Origin of the sequence: Helicobacter typhlonius, from assembly GCF_001460635.1 — a bacterium.
GTDB lineage: Bacteria > Campylobacterota > Campylobacteria > Campylobacterales > Helicobacteraceae > Helicobacter_C > Helicobacter_C typhlonius.
On record NZ_LN907858.1, the window covers coordinates 526,550 to 544,493 of the forward strand.

Consider the following 17,944-nt stretch of genomic DNA (forward strand, 5'->3'; position numbering starts at 1 on the left):
ATATGAATAAAGACGATAGGGCAAATAACAATATTCAAAAAGAAATAGATTTACTAGAAAAAGACATCAAACATCTTAAAAATATCGTAGAAGTAATGGAGCAAAAGATTACAAAACTAAAAGAGCTTGTATGGGAAAGAGAATCTAAAAAAGAAAGTAGCAAAATGTTTAAGGTGCTAGAGAATGAAAAGCCTAGCACCATTGTAAGAAGTAATGTGGGTAATGTAATAGTTGATAAAGAATTTATGGACAAGGAGATTAGCAAACATCTTGATGATACCGCTCTTAGAGGAATGGTAACCACAGAAGAAATGTTAAGCTTTCCTAGAGTGGCTAGGAATGTGGAGGCTAAATATAATGAAGAGATAAATGACTATACTTGGAAAGTAAGGGCTAACGATGAAAGTATCTTAGCTTATGGTAGTAGAGAGTATGTTAAAGAAAACAAGGAGATCAATAGGCTTTTAACAGCACATAGTAAAACAGATGTTGGAGAGAGAAAGCAGAGTCAAGCAGACAGGGTCAGCTCTGCTACCTATTTTAACGACCCCGATTTTCGTGGCTCTGCTACTGAAAGTATAACACAAAAACAAGCCGAATTGCAAAGACGACTAGATATTAATCTTAATAATCATAGGAGAGTAAGCGATGAAAAGCAAAAGCAAGAATACTTAGAAAGAGCAAATGCCATTAAAGAACAAGCTAAAAAACAACATATTGCCTTAGATTCTAAATCTCTAAAAGCACTTGCGAAAGCCTGAACTTCTTTGCCCGTTCCCGCAATCACATCTGCTAGACCTTTTGCGCCCGTTACAGCGCCTTGCCCAGCACGAGAATGCCATCGTATCTCAAGCATTGTATCTCCTTTCTTTCAATAGATTTAAATGTGATTTTAACGAGAATTTGCTTAAATTAGTATCATTTTGAAACAATCTTGATAAAGATACCTTAACACAAAATTATCTTTCCTTGTTTTATCATTCTAGCACGATTAATAAGCGCATAGAGGGCTGTATCCTCATCACTAAATACTTCTTCAAAAGTTTCACTATATCTATCTCCCTCAAACTCAATACTCCTCCACTCTATCACTTCTGCTTTAGAATCTGTGATAAAAAAATATATTTATCTCTTTGTTTATCGTGCTTAATACCCGCACATAAGGGCTTCAAAGCCTCATTGTCCCAAATGACTTGCAAACGTTCCTCTTTGATGACTTGTAAAGCGAGTTCTTTTCTATCATCACCGCTCAAGTCTATTTCATTATCATAATATTTACGCCAATAATTCATTTGCAGCATTTTATCGATTGCTTCTCTTTCATAATCAAAGGCATATTCACGCTCGACACAGCCTCGTTCTCCAATGTAAAGCACCTCGAATTTATTACTTTTAGAATCAAACCACATAGTAAGATGAAATTCTCCTACGTGCTTATAAGAAGGATACCAATCTGTATAAATTAACTGCTCCTCTTTGATGATTAGCTCCGCTTGTTCTCTTGTCATTGTTTTTCCTTTGACTGGGCATTTTCTTGCACAAAAACTATTTCAAAGCTCTTGCAATACAAAGTAATGGATTCCAAATCTTCATCAAAATATAGGCTAAGGAGCATTTCATCATCTTTTTCAATATAGCCTGTCATATTGTCCCAATTCGTCCTTACTAAATCTATAAAATGAGCTTGACATTTCCCTAAATCCTCACAATACGCGCATAAGTGTAATAACTCACAATCCCAAAAAGTCATTTTTACATCGCATATATTTGTTTTATTTGATTTGAAAAACAGCTCCAAAGTCTTTGCGCTGTTTGTGATTTTATACAAGCAAAAATCATTGCGCAAGTCAATGTTTGCACCCTCTAACTCAAACTCTCTTTGAAAGGGGATTCCGTGTTTTATATTCTTAAACTTCATTTTCTTTCTCCTTTTAGAGGATTCCCAAAAGCCCCGTGATTTATTTGCCTTTTGCCTTGGATTCCACAAAGCTTTGCAAATCTTGCCTTAATTCCTCGTCATTAAGATAATTCAAAATCTGCTCATCAGTCCTTGCCATATAAAAAGTATTGCAATCGTAGTCTAAATACATCTTTTTGGCTTGAGATACTATATAATATTATTCTCCAAAGAATAAATCAAAATATCAAATATTTCTACTTCCCCATTATCATATTCTATAGAAATCTTACGTTCTTCATTAGTTCTTGGGTCATTTTTTAAAATCTTAAGTGCTTGTTCTTTTTGATTTAACTCTATAAGAAGTAAAATTTGCATTAGGGTTCTATCTTTCCAAAACACATCTTTATTATTTTCATATTTATAAATAAAATCATAAAGTCCTTGTATCGTGCTAGATGTGTCGATTTTAAAGGCTTCCAAAAGAGATTCTATGCTCTCCTTGTAAGCACTCAAAAAATTATGATAAGAATTACTAGGCATATCATCTAAAGCAAATTCTTGCAATTCTTGCATATTAGAAAATTCCATACTTTTAAAAGAATAAGGAAAAGATCTAACACCATATTCATTTAAGATTTTAAAGTCCAAATCAGGCTCATCAAGCTCTAGGCTAGAGCATAGAATCTCATCACTTTTTACGGATTTCACCCTAAAAGAAACATCAAGACTTATGCAATCTTCCTCTTGTTCTAAATAATGTTCAAAAGTAAAAAGTAAATTATCAAAAACACCAAAAGTTATAAATTCCTCTGTTTTTAAGCCATATTGTGCTGAAAATTTGTCTAGCTTTTTGCAAAAATTTATAACAATTTCATCTAAGAATTCTTGTTGAGACATTTAAAGTGTTTTACTCCCATTATTAAATCTAAAATTATTAATAAAGACTACCCTCTCTGTGTTCATTAAGGTGAAAAATCACAACTTCATCATTACCCAAAACCTCGCCGAAATTACTTTCCTCACCCTGCATTAAAATGTCTATATCATCTTCTACATCTTGTGATGAACGCACCTGAAGCCTTGAAAAAGCCTCCGGATTATTCAAATAATATCTGCCATTATTTATTTTATTTTTAATATGTGTTGAGAGCTTTTCCCCTATATCTAAAATCGCATAGCCCTCTGCCTGACCAAGTAATTCTATTGCACTCTCCCCAAGCAAGATTTGATTACTTCCTTGTCCAAGTTCTATATTCCGCGCCTTAAGCAAGTTCATATTTATCCTGTATTCTTCTGCGTCTTGTCGTTCTACAGTTGGATTTTCGCCACCATCTTTTTCTAACGAATTTAAACCGTCTATCAACATTGATGTATAATAAACAGCGCGTTCCATAGGGCTATATCCCTTTTCTTTAAATGTCGCGTCCTCCATTCGCATAATACTAAATGCTAAATCCATTATACTATGCACTTTATAATTATACCCGCCCCATTGATTGTAAATCCCGCATAAAATTTCGCCATCTTCTATGACGACAACGCTTAATCTTTGTCCCATTTTTTACCCTTCCTTTTTTAATTTAGCATCTTTCATCTGCATATTGTATCATTTTTTTTTTTTTTGTAAAGCAAGGTTAGACATTGAATCTAAAGTGCATTACATCACCATCTCCAAGCTCGCACTTCTTTGACACCTGCAGTAAAATAACTTATAAGCCCAAGTCGTGCAAATCCCTCTCCAATAATCTGCGTTATAATCCACTCTGCTTTGCTCCAAGACTTACTAAACTCTGCTTCCTCATCATCTTCTAGTTCAAAGTTTTCCCAAGGTTCTTCAAAGAGTATCGTATCAGTATCTTCACTTAAAGTGAAATTTACCATTAAACCTTCGGGTGTTTCATAGAGTTTGGGTATAGATTCAAATGCTTCTTCCCAACGCTTTTGTAATTTTGCTAAATCTTCCATTGTGCTTCCTTTTAAAATTTATTTTTAAGCCTTAATGCAACAGATAAGATTCTATATCAAATCATAGGGAAAGTATTTGTAGTCTTTAAATTCATCTTTATCTAAATTCATTATTTTTACCACAGCGGCACCTTGAAGATTCCAAGTATTTATAGGCTCTCTTAATCTCGTGTGTTTTTTCATATATTGATGCAAAAAGTTAATGTCCTTGAGCGCTACAAACTCTTTAATCAGTTCGTGTTCTTTGGCAAAAGAAGCACATTTTCGCTCTAAATTGAGATTTTTACCCTTTGTGCCTATAAAATGCAAAAACCAATCTCTATTGTAAATATCCCTTCTCTTTGCCTCATCTTCCTCTATAAGCTTTAGCAAACAAGAAGTATCCATATCTAACAATATCCTTACACAAAATTCCTCAATATTTTTTCCATACAAAGTAATATCAAATCCCGTTTCTAGGCGGTGTTCTTGCAGCCCTAGCACTGCGATTTCTAGCTCTTTTTTAACCTCCGCTATATCATCTCCACGCGCATATTTTGCTAAAGCTTTTTCTAATCTATCTCCATCTAAAGAAAAATACACTAAATCTTTATTTACATTTTGTTTTGATGAGAGCAACTCTATAGCCTTTTTGATTTCTTCCTCAAATTCCCTTATATGCTCGTCTAATTCTTCTTTACTTCTTTTGGGATCTCTTAGCATTGTGTCCCCTTTAGTGTTGATGTATAATGCCTTAAAGAGCGTAAATCACTTTGCCATTTTAAATATTTTGCCTTATCTCGTGTTTTTAAATGATTGGGTTTATAAAATACCAGAGAGCAACCCCCTAGTATATAAACTTTTTGAAATTCTTTGATATGAAGCTTCACATCACTAAAATTAAGAGTTACCTTAGCCATTACTTAGCCTTTTGCTTGCTCATCATCTCAGCAATTCCTTGATTGACGAGTTTATTTATTTCTTCGCGTTGTTCGTCTGTTAATTTATCCAACGCCGCGTGATAAGCCTCTTTATCTGGTTCATCAAGATCCACTCCAAATGCCAAATGTGCCTCCTTTTCAATCTTGCGAAAACTCCTAGCACTCTTAGCCCCTGCGTCTTTGAGAAGCTTTTTATTTCTAGCTCCTTGTGCGTCATCTAAGGGAGTGTAAGCTCCGGTATAATAATTCACATTTGCCCCAAGCTCTATTAGAATCTGAGTAGCTTTGTAGTTTGAAGATTCTTCTACCGAATGAAACAAAGGTGTTTCTCCCAATTTATCTAACACATCTACATTTGCTCCTGCTTTGGTAACCGCAATTTCAATTGATTTATAATCATTACGCCTAGCCCACCAATGCATACAAGTCCAGCCATAACCATCATCTCCTCTTTTCTCACAAGTTAAGCCCTTATCTAAAAGATATTTGATGACTACTTCATCCTCGCCACCTTTTTCAATGTATGATGTCAAGGCATTCCTTCCATATCCATTGTGGTGGTAATCAATCCTTAAGCCCCATTCTTGTAAAAACTCTATCATTGCAGGGTCTTTATATTTCTCATACGCCATTGCTGCTTTGGCAAGGACATATTCTACTTGAAATAAAAAAAGCTTGTATGTGCCGTCTTTAATATTTGCCTCATAAAAACTCTCTTGTAAGGGATATTCTTGTAAAAATGCCTTTACCCTTTCTATATCATTTGTTTCAATGAGTGCATATAACTCGTCTACAAGAGCATTTCTTTGCTTTCTATCCATAGCCTTAATTTCCTCTAGTGTTTTCATTGTGTCTCCTTTTTTGTAAGATTAATCTTGAAGCCTTAATTCTCTCAAGGCTCACTCCCAGCTTAGCTCTAGTTCTAAACCTAGCTCTTTGCCTAGCACTTCAAAGTATGTTAGAGGCTTATGATTTCTCAGCCAAGTATGCAGTGCCTCCTCATCATCTAAATCACCCTCATAGCCAAACTCATCAGCTTCTTTGTAAGCTTCATACCACCAGTCATCGTGTGTATCTTGCAACATTTCTTTTGTGAATTCTAATGCCTCATTGCAGGGATTTAAATCCCTCATCGCATAGACAATCTTAAAGCTTTCCTCACATTCTTCTTTCAAAGATTCCTCACTCAAATCCTCATCATCAAGTGCTATGCAATCTAAAATTTTGCCAACCGCCATAGCATAATGACTTGCACCCTCTTCACACAAATATTGCTCCCTTGCAAGTTCGCTCTCCGCTTGTTTTGCACTTACTACACCATTTGCGTCTGCTCCATTAGCGATTGCCTCCTCAAACAAATCAAAATCTGAAAGCATAATTGCCTTAAAAAGCATATCATAAGCACCCTCTCTGTCTGTGCTATCTACCTCTTTATTACCCATTTGTCTTTTTGCTTTGCCTCTTTTGTGTAGTATTTGAGAATCTACCCTATTTTTTAGAGAATCTTCATATTTTAAAATATCTTCATAAAAGAGTGTTTGCTCTCCAGATTGTAGAGATTTTTTAAGTTGTTCTATGGTTGCATTATAGGCTTCTTTATAGTTTTGCTGATTTTGCACCCTCTCATAAGAAAGTAATTGCCAATCATAATTGGTAGCTTCCCCACCTATGAAAAGTTCCTCATATTGTTCTTTTGGTTCTAATAAATTTACACCATAAAGCGATTCCGCATAGATTTCCTCCTCTTCTCCTAGTGTATCAAGCAGGGCTAGATAAGGGTCAGTAAAAAAATTATTATCAACATCTACTCCATTAGAATCGTATTCATCGCTAAAAAACAGCACTTGTAGCTTTTTGCCATTATCTTTGACTAGCGCACTAAAGGGTGCATTAAAGCTAGTCATATTGACAAAAGCCAACATATCATCATCAAAATACTCACTTAAAGCCCTTAATGCCTTTTGTGCTTGTTCCTTATTGTATTCATATTCGCTACTATCAATGCCACTTGATACGCCTCGCTCTATATAGCCAAAGATATTTTGCTCCCTTTTATCTTTAAGCCTTTCTCTTATATCAAGTGAGCTAATACTACCCATATGAAAGTATATATCCCCACTATATCGCGTGATAAAGTTATCATACAAAAGCAGACAACTCTTACCACTTAAGTTTTTTGCCTGTGGATAAGGGTTAGCGTTTTCAAAGAGATTCCAGATTTCAAGACTTAAATCATATATATCATTTATCGTTTCATTAGCAAGAATGACATCAATAAGCTCTCCGCTTTCTTTTTCTAGCACAATCAACCCATAATCAGCCTTTGCTTGTGTGATAAATGCAAAGCTTCTTTTAAAATTCTCATTTATATTTTCATCATAAAAACTGATATTAAACGCGTCCAAAACAGCTTTAATGTCTTTTTTCTTAATTTTACAATCCAAGCCAAAGAAAAGAGCGATATTTGGGATTCTCCCGCTCTTTTTGCTTTGCATAAAAAGAAAATCAAGCAAAGTTCTTTTGTTGTGGATTATTGTGTGGTAAATAGAGTTTGGGTCGCTCACTACTTGCTTTAAGTTTAATGTATCCTTCACTAAGCTTTCTTGCTCTTGTTCCTCTGGAAATGTTATCTCAATAGACTCATCACTCCTATCTTGTGCCTCTATCTTTATGGCTTTTTCTTTTGCTCTTTTCGTTGTATGCGCCTCTTTGTTAGATTCTTTATTCTTTTGATTTACTTTGGCTTTTATCATCATAGGAAAGACAAATTTTGCGCAAATCAGCCCCAAAATAAAAATGATAAGCGCAATACTTGTATGGCTTAACTCAAATACATTGACAATCAAAAAGAAACTTGCACAAGCAAGCACAAGAAGCACGGCTGTCAAAACAATAGATTCTAATCGCAAACTTTCTCCTTTTACACCTTTTGAAACTCTTTGATATGAAAGCGCACTTCTGCAAAATTTGTGTTTTCATTTAACATTGTATAAAATTCGTTAGGGATTTACAAGGTTCAATGCAATTTTTAGAATCTTTTGTCTGCAGATTCAACGCCTGGACTTGATTACAAAAAAACAATATAATGTAGCACGCAAGAATGATTCAAGGGAGAAAAAATGAAACAACTTAAAGACATCAAAGCAGTTTGCGATTTTATAAAAGAAGGACCCAGCTCAGAGAAGTTTGGCTCTTATGTAGAGCATTTGCAACAAGCGTTGGGGGACTTAAAGCAAATCCTTGAAAGCAAGAAAAATAAGAAAATCAGCGATAAAGATTTAGCTAGAGTGCTTAAATGTATAAACAATACAAAATACTTTGTGGAGATAAAAGAAAAAACCACCAAAACAAAGTATGCGCTTGAATGTGCGCCTTTAGAGCTTATAGAATTTATTATCCAAAACGCACAGGATAAAGAATTTTTGCTTTCGCAAAAGGGTGGCAAAAAAAGCCGTGATTTTTTAGCAAGTGCCTTAAGATGGTGGCAGGGTAGATATTGCAGAACTTCTTATCAAAAATGGCGTGGAATTTAAGCAAGATTATTTAAAGGAGCTAAGATATGCTTGGTGTGATATACTTGAGCTTGAGGCGCAAACGAAAGAATTTGAGTGTTTAGGGATAAAAAAGGGAGAGACTTTAAAAAAGATATGGGATTTGCTAAGCCCTTTTAGTATTGGTGAAATTTACACCGAGGCGTTTTCTTATTACCATTCGGTGCATAATTACAGAAAAACTTTTACAGGAGCGCAGCAAGTTTTTATCTACGCACTTAAAAACAAGCTTTTTAGCGAGGAAGTGCTAGATAATAGCTTCTTTGCTTTGCCAAAAGCGGGGCTAAGTTTGTTTTTAAACGCAAAAGACCTTAAAGGGCTTAGCAACGATGATGTATATACCAAGCCAGAGGGAGAAATCGTGCCTTTTGTCTTTGCGATGTTTGAGGATAAAACCTTAGAAGTGCTAGAATACGCACTCTTTCTTGGGCTTCACAAGGGCAGAAAAAACGCGCAGGGCAAGGACTTTGAGAGTTTTTTGCAAGGCAAGATTGAGGAGTATAAAATCCTCACCACAAAGGGAAACAAGTATGGCACGATATTTGAAGAGGACGAGTGGGATTTGGCTTATTTTCTTTCTTTGCAAAAATTTATGCAAGGTTTAGAAAGCCTTGAAAAAGGTGAAGCGGTTGTGGTAGATGATGAGACTTCCAAGATGTTTGCGAGGATTGAGGAAATCCCGCGAAATCTCTTAGTATAAGATTGTAAGGCTTTAATCAAAGGGCATTCTCCATTTTCGCCTTTAATGTTTATCTCATAGCAAGATATTTGCGCAGGATAATCTTTTAAAATATCCTTTAGCTTTGCCAAGTCGTTTTGGTCTATTGAAACTAGATTTTCTCGCTTCTCCTTTTACTCAAAGTTATTTAACTTAATATCGAAGTAAAATATATAAGTGATATAAGCTAAAATTGATACAATACTGCTTTTGGAACTTAATTTCTATAAACTTTATTTTAAGGAATAGTATGTCTCACACTTCAAGCAAAAAGCGCGTTTTTTCAGGCATTCAACCCACAGGCAATATTCATTTAGGCAATTATTTAGGTGCGGTGCGGCATTGGGTAGATTCACAAGAGCAATATGAAAATATCTTTTGTGTAGTCAATTCTCACGCCATTACGATACGACAAGACCCACAAGAATTACAAAACAAAACCTATGAACTTGCAGGCATTCTCCTTGCTTGTGGGATTGATACGAAAAAATCACATCTTTTTATTCAAAGTCAAATTGACGAGCACGCCGCATTAGCGTGGATTTTAGACTGCAATATTCCTATGGGCGATATGAGTCGTATGACGCAGTTTAAAGACAAATCAAATAAGAATCCAAAAAATATTAATGTCGGCTTATTTAATTATCCTGCACTTATGGCGGCAGATATTTTGCTCTATCAAGCCGATTTTGTGCCTGTGGGTGAAGACCAAAAGCAGCATTTAGAGCTTACACGCGATGTTGCAATGCGATTTAATCGCGATTATGGAGAGTGCTTCAATATCCCAGAACCAACGATACCTCAAGTTGGTGCGCGTGTAATGGGACTAGATAATCCACAAAGCAAAATGAGTAAATCTGCTCAAGGTGAAAATCACGCAATATTTTTACTTGATAGCCCCGATATCATCACGCGCAAATGCAAGAAGGCAGTTACAGATTCTCAAAGCAATATTGTCTTTGATGAATCTCGCGCAGGGCTATATAATTTGCTTTGCATTTATGAGATTTTCACACAAAAAAGCCGCAAAAGCATTGAGGCAGAATTTGAAGGCAAAGGCTATGGGCATTTAAAAATGGCTCTTGCGGAAGTCATTATAGAATCTTTGCGTCCTATTCAGCAATCCTATGCCAAAATCAGCCAAGACAAAGCATATATCCAATCTGTGCTTGCAAAAAGTGCAGATTCTATCCGCCCTATAGCAAAAAATACTTATGAAAATGCTAAAAGATTAGTAGGGCTTGTATGAGGATTTTTGTTTATTTCCTCTGCTCCCTATGCTTCATAAGCTGTTCGCAAGAAAACAAAGAGGATTTAAAGCAACATTCCATAACAACCATAATAGATAGAGATTCCGCCCAAAATCTAACACAAAAGCCCTTGCAATCAACAAGCAATCTGCAATTAGAAAAAGCTTTTTTTGCCGCCATTACGCAATCAAAAAATTTGCAGGAACTCAAAGCAATAATAAAGCAGGGGGTAAATCTCCACGCATTAGATTCATCAAATATATGTGCTGTGGGAAAGGCAGCGTGGGCTGGGAGTGAGGAGATTTTAACCTATTTGCTTTCACTTGGACTAAGCCCCGATGGCGAGGAGGGGCAGTCGTGGTCTCCACTTCTTATTGCTAAAGATTTTGATATTGCAAAAATCCTCATAGAATCTGGTGCAGATATTAATCAAAGTAATGGAGATTTAACGCCTATTGAGCGGTATTTTGAGCATTTGCCCTATATGCTTTCAAAAGGAGCAGATATTCATCTTATGGGTGAGAGCAAAGCTCTTTTTCTTGCTGCAAATAATGAGCAAACTTTTACCCTTGTGAAAAAGCTTTTGCCTATTGATAGTTACCAAGAAGCCTATAATGACGCACTTTTTTTAACCTTACGAGCAGGAGAAGAATATCCTTATAATCTTAGCTTTCAGCTCTCACTGCCTATCGATAATAATGATGAAGAAGCTAAAAAGGCAAGAATATCTTTGATACAAAACCAAGAAACTAAAATACACAGACTTAAAAATGCAGGAGCGACAATAACACCGCTTTTAGAGCAATTTGCAAATCAATATGATGCTGCCCAAGCAAATATTGAGATATTAGACTTTAATATTAGAGATGATTCAGATGCAAATAAAAGAGATTTTAATGCAAATTGTGATTTTAAAACGCAAAACTTTAGTAAAGAAGATATTGCGCAATTTTTTAATAATGCTAGTGTGCAAAATTCAGGAGGAAATTATCAATTATTATTTGGTGGCTTTTCTTGTGAGATAAAAGGCACACTCAAAGCTTATGGGGAAGTATGGGATTTTGACTTGTATCCCGATGGCAGGGGAATTTGGTATAGTCCTAAAGGCAAAAGGGTTAATGATGGCATATTTAAAACATATTTTTTCTGCGATAAACCCAAATGTAAGCCCTGTATCATAGACCAACACGATGAATACTCATCTTTTAGTGATGAAGAGTTACGAGTTCTTGCTAAAACAACAAGTTGTAGAGCAAGAGATGAGCTAGAATTTCGCAAAACAAATTCAAAATAGCACAAAAATATAGAATCTGTAAAATCAAAATGAAATTGCATTGAAAAACTTTTGTTTGTTGAAGCGGTATTACTTATGCTATAATCCACGCATTTGAGATTCTATCAAGGCATTTTAAGGAGCATTTATGAGTAGAGTAAGTATAGACAAACAAGCAGTGGCGGAATTTTTTAGATTCTGCGATGAAAATGAAGTGGAATTTATTGACTTTCGTTTTAGTGATATTAAAGGCGTGTGGCATCACTTGAGCTTTTCACGCAGTGCGATTAATGAAGAAAGTTTTGAGGGCATACCTTTTGATGGTAGCTCTATCCCTGCGTGGCAGCCTGTGGATAAATCCGATATGATGCTTATCCCCGAACCTGTGCGGTATTTCATTGACCCATTTACTGCGGATACAACTGCGGTGGTATTTTGTGATATTTGGGATATTTATAAAAATGAGCCTTATGAGAAATGTCCGCGTAGTATTGTCAAACGCGCAATGAAATATCTTAAAGAAAGCGGCATTGGCGATGTGGCGTATTATGGACCAGAGAATGAGTTTTTTGTATTTGATTCTATTAAGATTAAAGATTCTGTGAATTGTCAATATTATGAGATAGATTCCGAAGAGGGTGAATGGAATCGTGCGCGTGAATTTGAAGGTGGCGTGAATATGGGACATCGCCCCGGCACAAAAGGCGGGTATTTTCCTGTGCCACCTGTGGATTCTATGGTGGATTTACGCGCTGAAATTGTCAAGGTGCTAAACCAAGTAGGATTAGAAACTTTTGTGCTTCACCACGAAGTCGCACAAGGGCAAAATGAAATTGGCGTAAAGTTTGGCGATATGCTTGAAGCGGCGGATAATGTGCAAAAGCTTAAATATGTTGTCAAAATGGTCGCCCACCTCAATGGCAAAACTGCAACCTTTATGCCAAAGCCACTCTATGGCGATAATGGCAGCGGAATGCACGTGCATATCAGCATTTGGAAAGACGGACATAATCTCTTTGCAGGAGAGGCATATCAAGGCTTAAGCGAAATGGCATTGCATTTCTTAGGCGGTGTATTGAAACACGCTAGGGCTTTGGCGGCTTTTACAAATCCTAGCACAAATTCATATAAACGCCTTATACCGGGATTTGAAGCACCAAGTATCCTCACTTATTCCGCACAAAACCGCTCTGCAAGTATCAGAATCCCATATAATAGCGGTGAGAAAGCAAAACGAATGGAATTTAGATTCCCAGATAGCTCTGCAAATCCTTATCTTGCATTTGCAAGCCTCTTACTCGCAGGAATTGATGGGATAAAAAACAAAATTGACCCGGGCGCGCCTATGGAAATCAATCTTTTTGAACTTACTTTAGATGAAATTCGCGAAAAAGGCATTAAACAACTACCACACACTTTGCGCCACGCTATTGAGGAAATGCTTGTTGATAAAGCATATCTTAAAGAAGGCGGTGTATTTAGTGAAGAATTTATCCAAACTTATAAAGCATATAAGTTTGAAACAGAGATTTGGCCTTGGGAGGCACGCCCTCACCCATTTGAGTTCCTTACTACTTATAGTTGCTAGATTCTAGTGTAGGCAATGCTACTTAAGAACAGCATTGCCCCGTGCTTAGAGTATATAGAATCTTGTTTGTAAATCTTGCGCTTAGAATCTACCTTGTTTTAGTTTGCGCGTTGCAATTCGCGTGAATAGCAAGATTTACAATATATAAATACCTTAAGATTAATTTTTTATCACATTTTCTTTGTCTTTACAATATTTTTCTTGATAGGAAAGCAGTCGGCGACTCTTTTTGTTGAGCTGATAGTCTTTGTCATATTTTTTACGCACGATTTCTTCAATAATCGCAAGTTCGTGTTCTGATTTATCCTCAAATAAATCAAGCACAAGTGCGTAGAGCTGGATATTTATAGAGATACACTCTAGTGCCTTATGACGTTCTTGTAGAAAAAGTTGTTCGTCTTTGTCATATTTTTTGAGCTTAATCACAATATGACTAAAAACGCGCTGGATAAGGTGGGGCTTGAGATAGAGTGCTAAAATCTTTGGTAAATCATCAAGCAGAGTATCGAGCCGTTCTTTTTGCATAAAGAGTATAACGGGCAAGATCATAATAATATACTCTGTGTTTTTGTCTGCCGAGCGAGATTCTAGCTTGAGCCATAACTTCTCTAAAAAGCTGTATTGATATGAATCTAAAGTCATTTTTGCCCTGCCTCATTAATGTGTATCATCGTAAATCTGTGTGCCAATACCCTGCGATGTGAAAAGCTCTAAAAGCAAAGAATGCTCCACGCGTCCGTCTATGATATGTGCCTTTTCCACACCATTTTTCACGCAATCCACACAAGCTTCGAGTTTTGGAATCATTCCACCGCTTATTACTCCCTCTTTTTCAAGTGCCCTAATGCTTTTTGGTGTGAGTGTAGAAATCAATTCTTTGTTTGCATCAAGCACCCCGGCAATATCGCTTAGAAAAATTACCTTTTCTGCTTTCAAAGCTTTTGCGATATGGCACGCGGCAAGATCGGCATTGATATTATAGCCCAAATGCCCCGCACCTTCGCCTGTTGCAATAGGTGCAATCACGGGCACAAAACTATTGTCAATAACTTGCAGTAAAAACTCGGGATTGACTTGTGTAATGTCGCCTGTGTAGCCAAGCGCACCATCATCTTTCGCCACCGCTTGGAGTAAATGAGCGTCTTTGCCACTTATACCCACCGCCTTTGCTCCGTGGAAGTTTAAAAACGCGGTCAATTCTTTATTGATCTCGCCACTTAGCACCATTTCCACTACACGCATAGAATCCGCGCAAGTTACACGATAGCCGTCTTTAAACGAGCTTTGTATCCCCATAGTATCAAGCACTTCATTAATGCGTTTGCCCCCGCCGTGGATAATCACAGGCTTAAGCCCGAGCATATACATAATGACAATATCTAAAGCAAATTTTTCTTTGAGTTCTGGGCTGCTTTGGGCTGCGCCGCCATATTTAATTACGATAATCTTGCCACGAAAGATTCTAATAAATGGGAGAGAATCTAGCAATATTTTCACAACCCTAGTATTTTTTTGCATAAAATAACCCCTATTGAAAAAGTGAGATGCTATTATATCTCAAATTTTATTCAAAGGACTAAGATATGAAAATTGTTATACTTGATGCAGATACTCTAGGTGAATGCAACTTAGGTGCGATTAACGCTCTAGGAGAGGTTACAAGCTATGGTTTTAGCGCACCAAATGAAGTCTTAAATCGTTGCAAAGGCGCGGAGGTGGTGCTTACAAATAAAGTCGTGCTTGATGAGACGATTTTATCGCAACTTAGTGATTTGAAGCTCATTTGTATTACCGCCACAGGTATGAATAATGTTGATTTGGACTTTGCGGCAAAAAAGGGCATTATCGTTAAAAATGTCGCCGGATACTCGACAGATTCAGTAGCGCAGCATACCTTGAGTATTGCGCTGTCTCTTTTGGCGCGACTTAATTACTATGATGAGTATTGTAAAAGTGGTGCGTGGAGCAAAAGCCCCATTTTCGTGCATATCAATGGCGGATTAAGGGAGATTAAGGATCTAAAATGGGGAATTATTGGTTTTGGTAGTATAGGGCAGCGCGTGGCGCATTTGGCACGAGCCTTTGACGCGCAGGTGAGTTATTACTCTACAAGTGGGAAAAATACACAGAGTGATTATGAGCGTAAAAGTTTAGAATCTTTGCTTTCAGGTAGCGATATTATCTCTATCCACGCCCCGCTTAATCCTCAAACAAAAAATCTCTTAAACCGCACAAATTTACATCTCCTTAAAGATGGCGCATTACTCATTAATGTTGGGCGAGGCGGGATTGTGAATGAGGAGGACATAGCCGAGATTCTAAAAAGTAAAGATATGTATTTTGGCGCAGATGTGCTAGAGACTGAACCAATGAGGGTAAATCACCCATTTTTGAATCCTAGCATTACTCATAAGCTCCTCCTTACGCCACATACCGCGTGGGCGTATGATAAGGCAAGGGAGCGTTTAATCGCACTTACAGCAAAAAATATACAAGATTATGTAGAGCAAAAAAACCTTTAGTTTTGTGGCTTCTGGGTGTTTTGATTGAGCTTATGTTTTTGTGGCAACAAAAAAATCAAGCCTGTGTTTTACTTTATAGAATCTAAGATATAGATTCTATAATTTATATCTAGGATTTTAGAATCTGTGGCGGGGATAAATGTGCAGGGTAGCAAGTATTGCAGGGCAAGGGCAAATCATCAATAAGGGGTGCAAAATTGCAGGGCAAAAAACTTTTTTTTATCTTTATATTACTTTTTATCGCGGTGCTTTGTGCTTTTGTGCTGACTTTTAAGCCAGAGAGGATTAGCCAAGAGGTGCTTGATTTGTTTCCGCAAAATGAAAGCAAAACTCTCATTGAGGCGCATAGGTATTTTGCAAGTTCAAAATATGTGCCACTCGCCATTAAAGGCTTTGATGAAAATGCACTCACAGAGCTAAAGGAGATTGAAAAATACCTTTTAGCCTTGCCTAATGTCGCTTCTATTGTTGCCTATGATGTGGGGGCTAAGGCGCAACTCTATGATTTTTTGACGCATAATGAAAAGTATTTGCTTTCATTCAAGCAAGATTCTAAAGCTGTAAGCACAGATGCTAATAATATTTTTGCACCACTTTTGCACCACTTTGCTAATCCCTCAAGCAATTCTTACAATCAACACACTCTGCAAGATACAGCAAAAAATATAGAATCTAGCCAAGATATACCAAAGCATTTAGAGGCTAAGGACTATGGGCTAATGCTTTTTGTAGAGCTAGAGAGTCTCGAGGATAGCGCATTGCAAGGCACATTAGAAGCATTCAAGAATCTTGCAAAGACTTATCCCACTTTGGTGTATTTTTCGCCAGATTTTATGCGTGTAGAGAATTTGCATTTGATTTTGCAGGAGGTCAATTTCCTCTTGAGCTTTGCCTCGCTCGTTTTTATTGTGCTATATTTTGTGATTATTCGCATACCTTTTCTTACATTTTGCACCATTTTGACACTGATTTTTTCAAATACAATAGCGATTTTGCTCACACTTTGTGTGTATCCTAAGGTTACAATTATGGCACTAAGCTTTGGTATGGGGATTTCAAACATTGCCATTGACTATATGATGCACCACCATTTTTTTGGTGCTTACACACATTCATCAAGTTTTGCAAATGCCTCACTGCCACGCCCAAGATTCAATAAAGCAGTATTTTATGGCTATCTCACCACAATGGTGGGCTTTGGCGTGTGCCTCTTTGTGCCTTTTCCGCTTTTGGCGCAACTTGCCCTTTATGCGATGATTTCACTTAGTGTTGCTTATGTGAGTTTTGCATTTATTTATCCACGCGTAGGCTTTAAAGAGCCTAGAATCTTTGCAAGTGTGGCGAAGATTCATAAGGGCATTGTGCCTAGCTTTGTGTTCCTAGTAATTTCACTTGCAGGGTTTATTTTTGTTTTTAACGCGCTTAAGCTTGATTTTGACTTATCAAAGCTTGATTATCAAAATACTACAATGCTAGAGCAAAAGGCATTTTTTGAATCTTTGGCAGATAAAAATCAAAAGCAAGTGCTTCTTTTTGCACAAGAAAAAGAGGGGCTTATGCTCTTTGTGTGCGGACTTTTGCAACATATAGGTGAGATAAAGTTTCATATCAATGAGGGCAACTCACAGCTTTCACAATATTATTATCTCGCCTCATTTTCACACACCCAGCTTGAGGCAATGCGCTCATTGCTTGATGATATTACGCACGGAGAATCTCCGGCATATCTATGGAATACACAAGAATTAGAATCTATCACAAAAGCTCATATTGCGTTTGATTCTCGCTCCTTGCAAGAGATTATGGACGGCTTAGCAGATGATATTTATAAGCCAATGCTAATTGTGCTGCTTAGCGCGTTTTGTATTATGCTTGTAAGTCTTGCTTTTAGCACGGGTAGGGCTTTTCTCCACGCGTGGGCTTTTGTGCTATTTCCACTGAGTATGGCTTTATGTGTTGTGGCAAGCCATAGCGGATTCAATATGATGCACCTTTTTGCATTACTTATTCTTGTTGTTGTGAGTGTGGATTATGGGATTTATGCAATAAAAGAGGGGGAAAATCCCCGATCTACTCACGCGATTTTATTCTCCGCACTCACTACCGGTATAAGCTTTGGGATACTTATTACTTCACAGACAAAGGCACTCAACTCCTTTGGCGAGGTGATTTTTACCGGTATGTGCTGTATGCTCATCCTCCTTATCACTGCGCGTTTAAGCCAAAAAGGCAAGGAGTAATGTTAGAATCCGCGCCT

21 protein-coding genes and 1 pseudogene are annotated in these 17,944 nt (G+C 37.0%); 8 read left to right on the plus strand and 14 right to left on the minus strand.

Annotated elements, in window-relative coordinates:
• Positions 1–2 precede the first annotated feature (2 nt).
• On the plus strand, positions 3–761 hold the full coding sequence (locus BN2458_RS02625; protein ID WP_231944831.1) for a helicase: 759 nt from the start codon (positions 3–5) through the stop codon (positions 759–761).
• On the opposite strand, the pseudogene porC reads toward BN2458_RS02625, so the two are convergent.
• The 12 genes and pseudogenes from porC to BN2458_RS02670 all read right to left on the minus strand — a co-directional run.
• Positions 749–856, minus strand: a pseudogene (gene porC / locus BN2458_RS10165) (pyruvate flavodoxin oxidoreductase subunit gamma); the annotation flags it as partial. The gene BN2458_RS02625 and the pseudogene porC sit on opposite strands and share 13 nt — an antisense overlap.
• A gap of 92 nt (positions 857–948) precedes the next feature.
• Complete coding sequence (locus BN2458_RS10305; RefSeq protein ID WP_231944832.1) at positions 949–1,092, minus strand: hypothetical protein; 144 nt, start codon at positions 1,090–1,092, stop codon at positions 949–951.
• On the minus strand, positions 1,089–1,508 hold the full coding sequence (locus tag BN2458_RS02630; RefSeq protein WP_231944833.1) for a hypothetical protein: 420 nt from the start codon (positions 1,506–1,508) through the stop codon (positions 1,089–1,091). Before BN2458_RS02630 ends, BN2458_RS10305 begins: the two co-directional genes overlap by 4 nt.
• On the minus strand, positions 1,505–1,918 hold the full coding sequence (locus BN2458_RS02635; protein ID WP_034342188.1) for a hypothetical protein: 414 nt from the start codon (positions 1,916–1,918) through the stop codon (positions 1,505–1,507). Before BN2458_RS02635 ends, BN2458_RS02630 begins: the two co-directional genes overlap by 4 nt.
• Positions 1,919–1,958: 40 nt before the next feature.
• Entirely contained in the window at positions 1,959–2,090 is a 132-nt protein-coding gene (locus BN2458_RS10540; RefSeq protein ID WP_011115394.1) for a hypothetical protein, read from the minus strand.
• A 17-nt stretch (positions 2,091–2,107) separates the two neighbouring features.
• Positions 2,108–2,797, minus strand: coding sequence for a hypothetical protein (locus BN2458_RS02640; RefSeq protein ID WP_034342191.1), 690 nt, complete (start codon positions 2,795–2,797; stop codon positions 2,108–2,110).
• 37 nt (positions 2,798–2,834) lie between these two features.
• Positions 2,835–3,458, minus strand: coding sequence for a hypothetical protein (locus tag BN2458_RS02645; RefSeq protein ID WP_034342193.1), 624 nt, complete (start codon positions 3,456–3,458; stop codon positions 2,835–2,837).
• Positions 3,459–3,562: 104 nt separating this feature from the next.
• On the minus strand, positions 3,563–3,865 hold the full coding sequence (locus BN2458_RS02650; RefSeq protein ID WP_058122032.1) for a hypothetical protein: 303 nt from the start codon (positions 3,863–3,865) through the stop codon (positions 3,563–3,565).
• 51 nt (positions 3,866–3,916) lie between these two features.
• Complete coding sequence (locus tag BN2458_RS02655; protein ID WP_034343197.1) at positions 3,917–4,567, minus strand: PoNe immunity protein domain-containing protein; 651 nt, start codon at positions 4,565–4,567, stop codon at positions 3,917–3,919.
• Positions 4,561–4,764, minus strand: a complete 204-nt coding sequence (locus BN2458_RS02660; protein ID WP_034343199.1) for a hypothetical protein — start codon at positions 4,762–4,764, stop codon at positions 4,561–4,563. Before BN2458_RS02660 ends, BN2458_RS02655 begins: the two co-directional genes overlap by 7 nt.
• Positions 4,764–5,633: an ankyrin repeat domain-containing protein gene (locus BN2458_RS02665; protein WP_052082151.1), complete on the minus strand. Its 870-nt coding sequence runs from the start codon at positions 5,631–5,633 to the stop codon at positions 4,764–4,766. The genes BN2458_RS02660 and BN2458_RS02665 overlap by 1 nt, the downstream gene beginning before the upstream one ends.
• Before the next feature lie 51 nt (positions 5,634–5,684).
• The gene (locus BN2458_RS02670) at positions 5,685–7,694 is read right to left on the minus strand and encodes a hypothetical protein (protein WP_034343201.1); all 2,010 of its coding nucleotides are present in this window, start codon (positions 7,692–7,694) and stop codon (positions 5,685–5,687) included.
• Between the two features lie 210 nt (positions 7,695–7,904).
• Between BN2458_RS02670 and BN2458_RS02675 the strand changes: the two genes are divergently transcribed.
• The 5 genes from BN2458_RS02675 (at position 7,905) to glnA (ending at position 13,165) form a co-directional block, all read left to right on the plus strand.
• Positions 7,905–8,318 (plus strand): hypothetical protein, encoded by a 414-nt coding sequence (locus tag BN2458_RS02675; protein WP_052082152.1) that lies wholly within the window; start codon positions 7,905–7,907, stop codon positions 8,316–8,318.
• 121 nt (positions 8,319–8,439) lie between these two features.
• Positions 8,440–9,036 (plus strand): YheU family protein, encoded by a 597-nt coding sequence (locus BN2458_RS02680; RefSeq protein ID WP_138117616.1) that lies wholly within the window; start codon positions 8,440–8,442, stop codon positions 9,034–9,036.
• A gap of 268 nt (positions 9,037–9,304) precedes the next feature.
• Complete coding sequence (gene trpS / locus BN2458_RS02685) at positions 9,305–10,303, plus strand: tryptophan--tRNA ligase (RefSeq protein WP_034343203.1); 999 nt, start codon at positions 9,305–9,307, stop codon at positions 10,301–10,303.
• Positions 10,300–11,598, plus strand: coding sequence for an ankyrin repeat domain-containing protein (locus BN2458_RS02690; RefSeq protein WP_034343205.1), 1,299 nt, complete (start codon positions 10,300–10,302; stop codon positions 11,596–11,598). Before trpS ends, BN2458_RS02690 begins: the two co-directional genes overlap by 4 nt.
• A 127-nt stretch (positions 11,599–11,725) precedes the next feature.
• Complete coding sequence (gene glnA, locus BN2458_RS02695) at positions 11,726–13,165, plus strand: type I glutamate--ammonia ligase (RefSeq protein ID WP_034343208.1); 1,440 nt, start codon at positions 11,726–11,728, stop codon at positions 13,163–13,165.
• Positions 13,166–13,324: 159 nt separating this feature from the next.
• Here glnA and BN2458_RS02700 read toward each other — a convergent pair whose 3' ends face one another.
• Together BN2458_RS02700 and argB are read right to left on the minus strand one after the other, a co-directional pair.
• Positions 13,325–13,807 (minus strand): hypothetical protein, encoded by a 483-nt coding sequence (locus BN2458_RS02700; protein ID WP_034325980.1) that lies wholly within the window; start codon positions 13,805–13,807, stop codon positions 13,325–13,327.
• A 15-nt stretch (positions 13,808–13,822) separates the two neighbouring features.
• Positions 13,823–14,683, minus strand: coding sequence for an acetylglutamate kinase (gene argB, locus BN2458_RS02705; RefSeq protein WP_034325982.1), 861 nt, complete (start codon positions 14,681–14,683; stop codon positions 13,823–13,825).
• A 65-nt stretch (positions 14,684–14,748) separates the two neighbouring features.
• On the opposite strand from argB, the gene BN2458_RS02710 reads away from it, so the two are divergent.
• Positions 14,749–15,687, plus strand: a complete 939-nt coding sequence (locus tag BN2458_RS02710) for a D-2-hydroxyacid dehydrogenase (RefSeq protein WP_034325984.1) — start codon at positions 14,749–14,751, stop codon at positions 15,685–15,687.
• Between the two features lie 197 nt (positions 15,688–15,884).
• Positions 15,885–17,927: an MMPL family transporter gene (locus tag BN2458_RS02715; protein WP_138117615.1), complete on the plus strand. Its 2,043-nt coding sequence runs from the start codon at positions 15,885–15,887 to the stop codon at positions 17,925–17,927.
• Positions 17,928–17,944 lie beyond the last annotated feature (17 nt).

Coding starts and splice junctions, on each gene's coding strand:
- BN2458_RS02625 (WP_231944831.1), top strand. CDS start 3: ATGAATAAAGACGATAGGGCAAATAACAATATTCAAAAAGAAATAGAT.
- BN2458_RS02630 (WP_231944833.1), bottom strand. CDS start 1,508: ATGACAAGAGAACAAGCGGAGCTAATCATCAAAGAGGAGCAGTTAATT.
- BN2458_RS02635 (WP_034342188.1), bottom strand. CDS start 1,918: ATGAAGTTTAAGAATATAAAACACGGAATCCCCTTTCAAAGAGAGTTT.
- BN2458_RS10540 (WP_011115394.1), bottom strand. CDS start 2,090: ATGTATTTAGACTACGATTGCAATACTTTTTATATGGCAAGGACTGAT.
- BN2458_RS02640 (WP_034342191.1), bottom strand. CDS start 2,797: ATGTCTCAACAAGAATTCTTAGATGAAATTGTTATAAATTTTTGCAAA.
- BN2458_RS02645 (WP_034342193.1), bottom strand. CDS start 3,458: ATGGGACAAAGATTAAGCGTTGTCGTCATAGAAGATGGCGAAATTTTA.
- BN2458_RS02650 (WP_058122032.1), bottom strand. CDS start 3,865: ATGGAAGATTTAGCAAAATTACAAAAGCGTTGGGAAGAAGCATTTGAA.
- BN2458_RS02655 (WP_034343197.1), bottom strand. CDS start 4,567: ATGCTAAGAGATCCCAAAAGAAGTAAAGAAGAATTAGACGAGCATATA.
- BN2458_RS02660 (WP_034343199.1), bottom strand. CDS start 4,764: ATGGCTAAGGTAACTCTTAATTTTAGTGATGTGAAGCTTCATATCAAA.
- BN2458_RS02665 (WP_052082151.1), bottom strand. CDS start 5,633: ATGAAAACACTAGAGGAAATTAAGGCTATGGATAGAAAGCAAAGAAAT.
- BN2458_RS02675 (WP_052082152.1), top strand. CDS start 7,905: ATGAAACAACTTAAAGACATCAAAGCAGTTTGCGATTTTATAAAAGAA.
- trpS (WP_034343203.1), top strand. CDS start 9,305: ATGTCTCACACTTCAAGCAAAAAGCGCGTTTTTTCAGGCATTCAACCC.
- BN2458_RS02690 (WP_034343205.1), top strand. CDS start 10,300: ATGAGGATTTTTGTTTATTTCCTCTGCTCCCTATGCTTCATAAGCTGT.
- glnA (WP_034343208.1), top strand. CDS start 11,726: ATGAGTAGAGTAAGTATAGACAAACAAGCAGTGGCGGAATTTTTTAGA.
- BN2458_RS02700 (WP_034325980.1), bottom strand. CDS start 13,807: ATGACTTTAGATTCATATCAATACAGCTTTTTAGAGAAGTTATGGCTC.
- argB (WP_034325982.1), bottom strand. CDS start 14,683: ATGCAAAAAAATACTAGGGTTGTGAAAATATTGCTAGATTCTCTCCCA.
- BN2458_RS02710 (WP_034325984.1), top strand. CDS start 14,749: ATGAAAATTGTTATACTTGATGCAGATACTCTAGGTGAATGCAACTTA.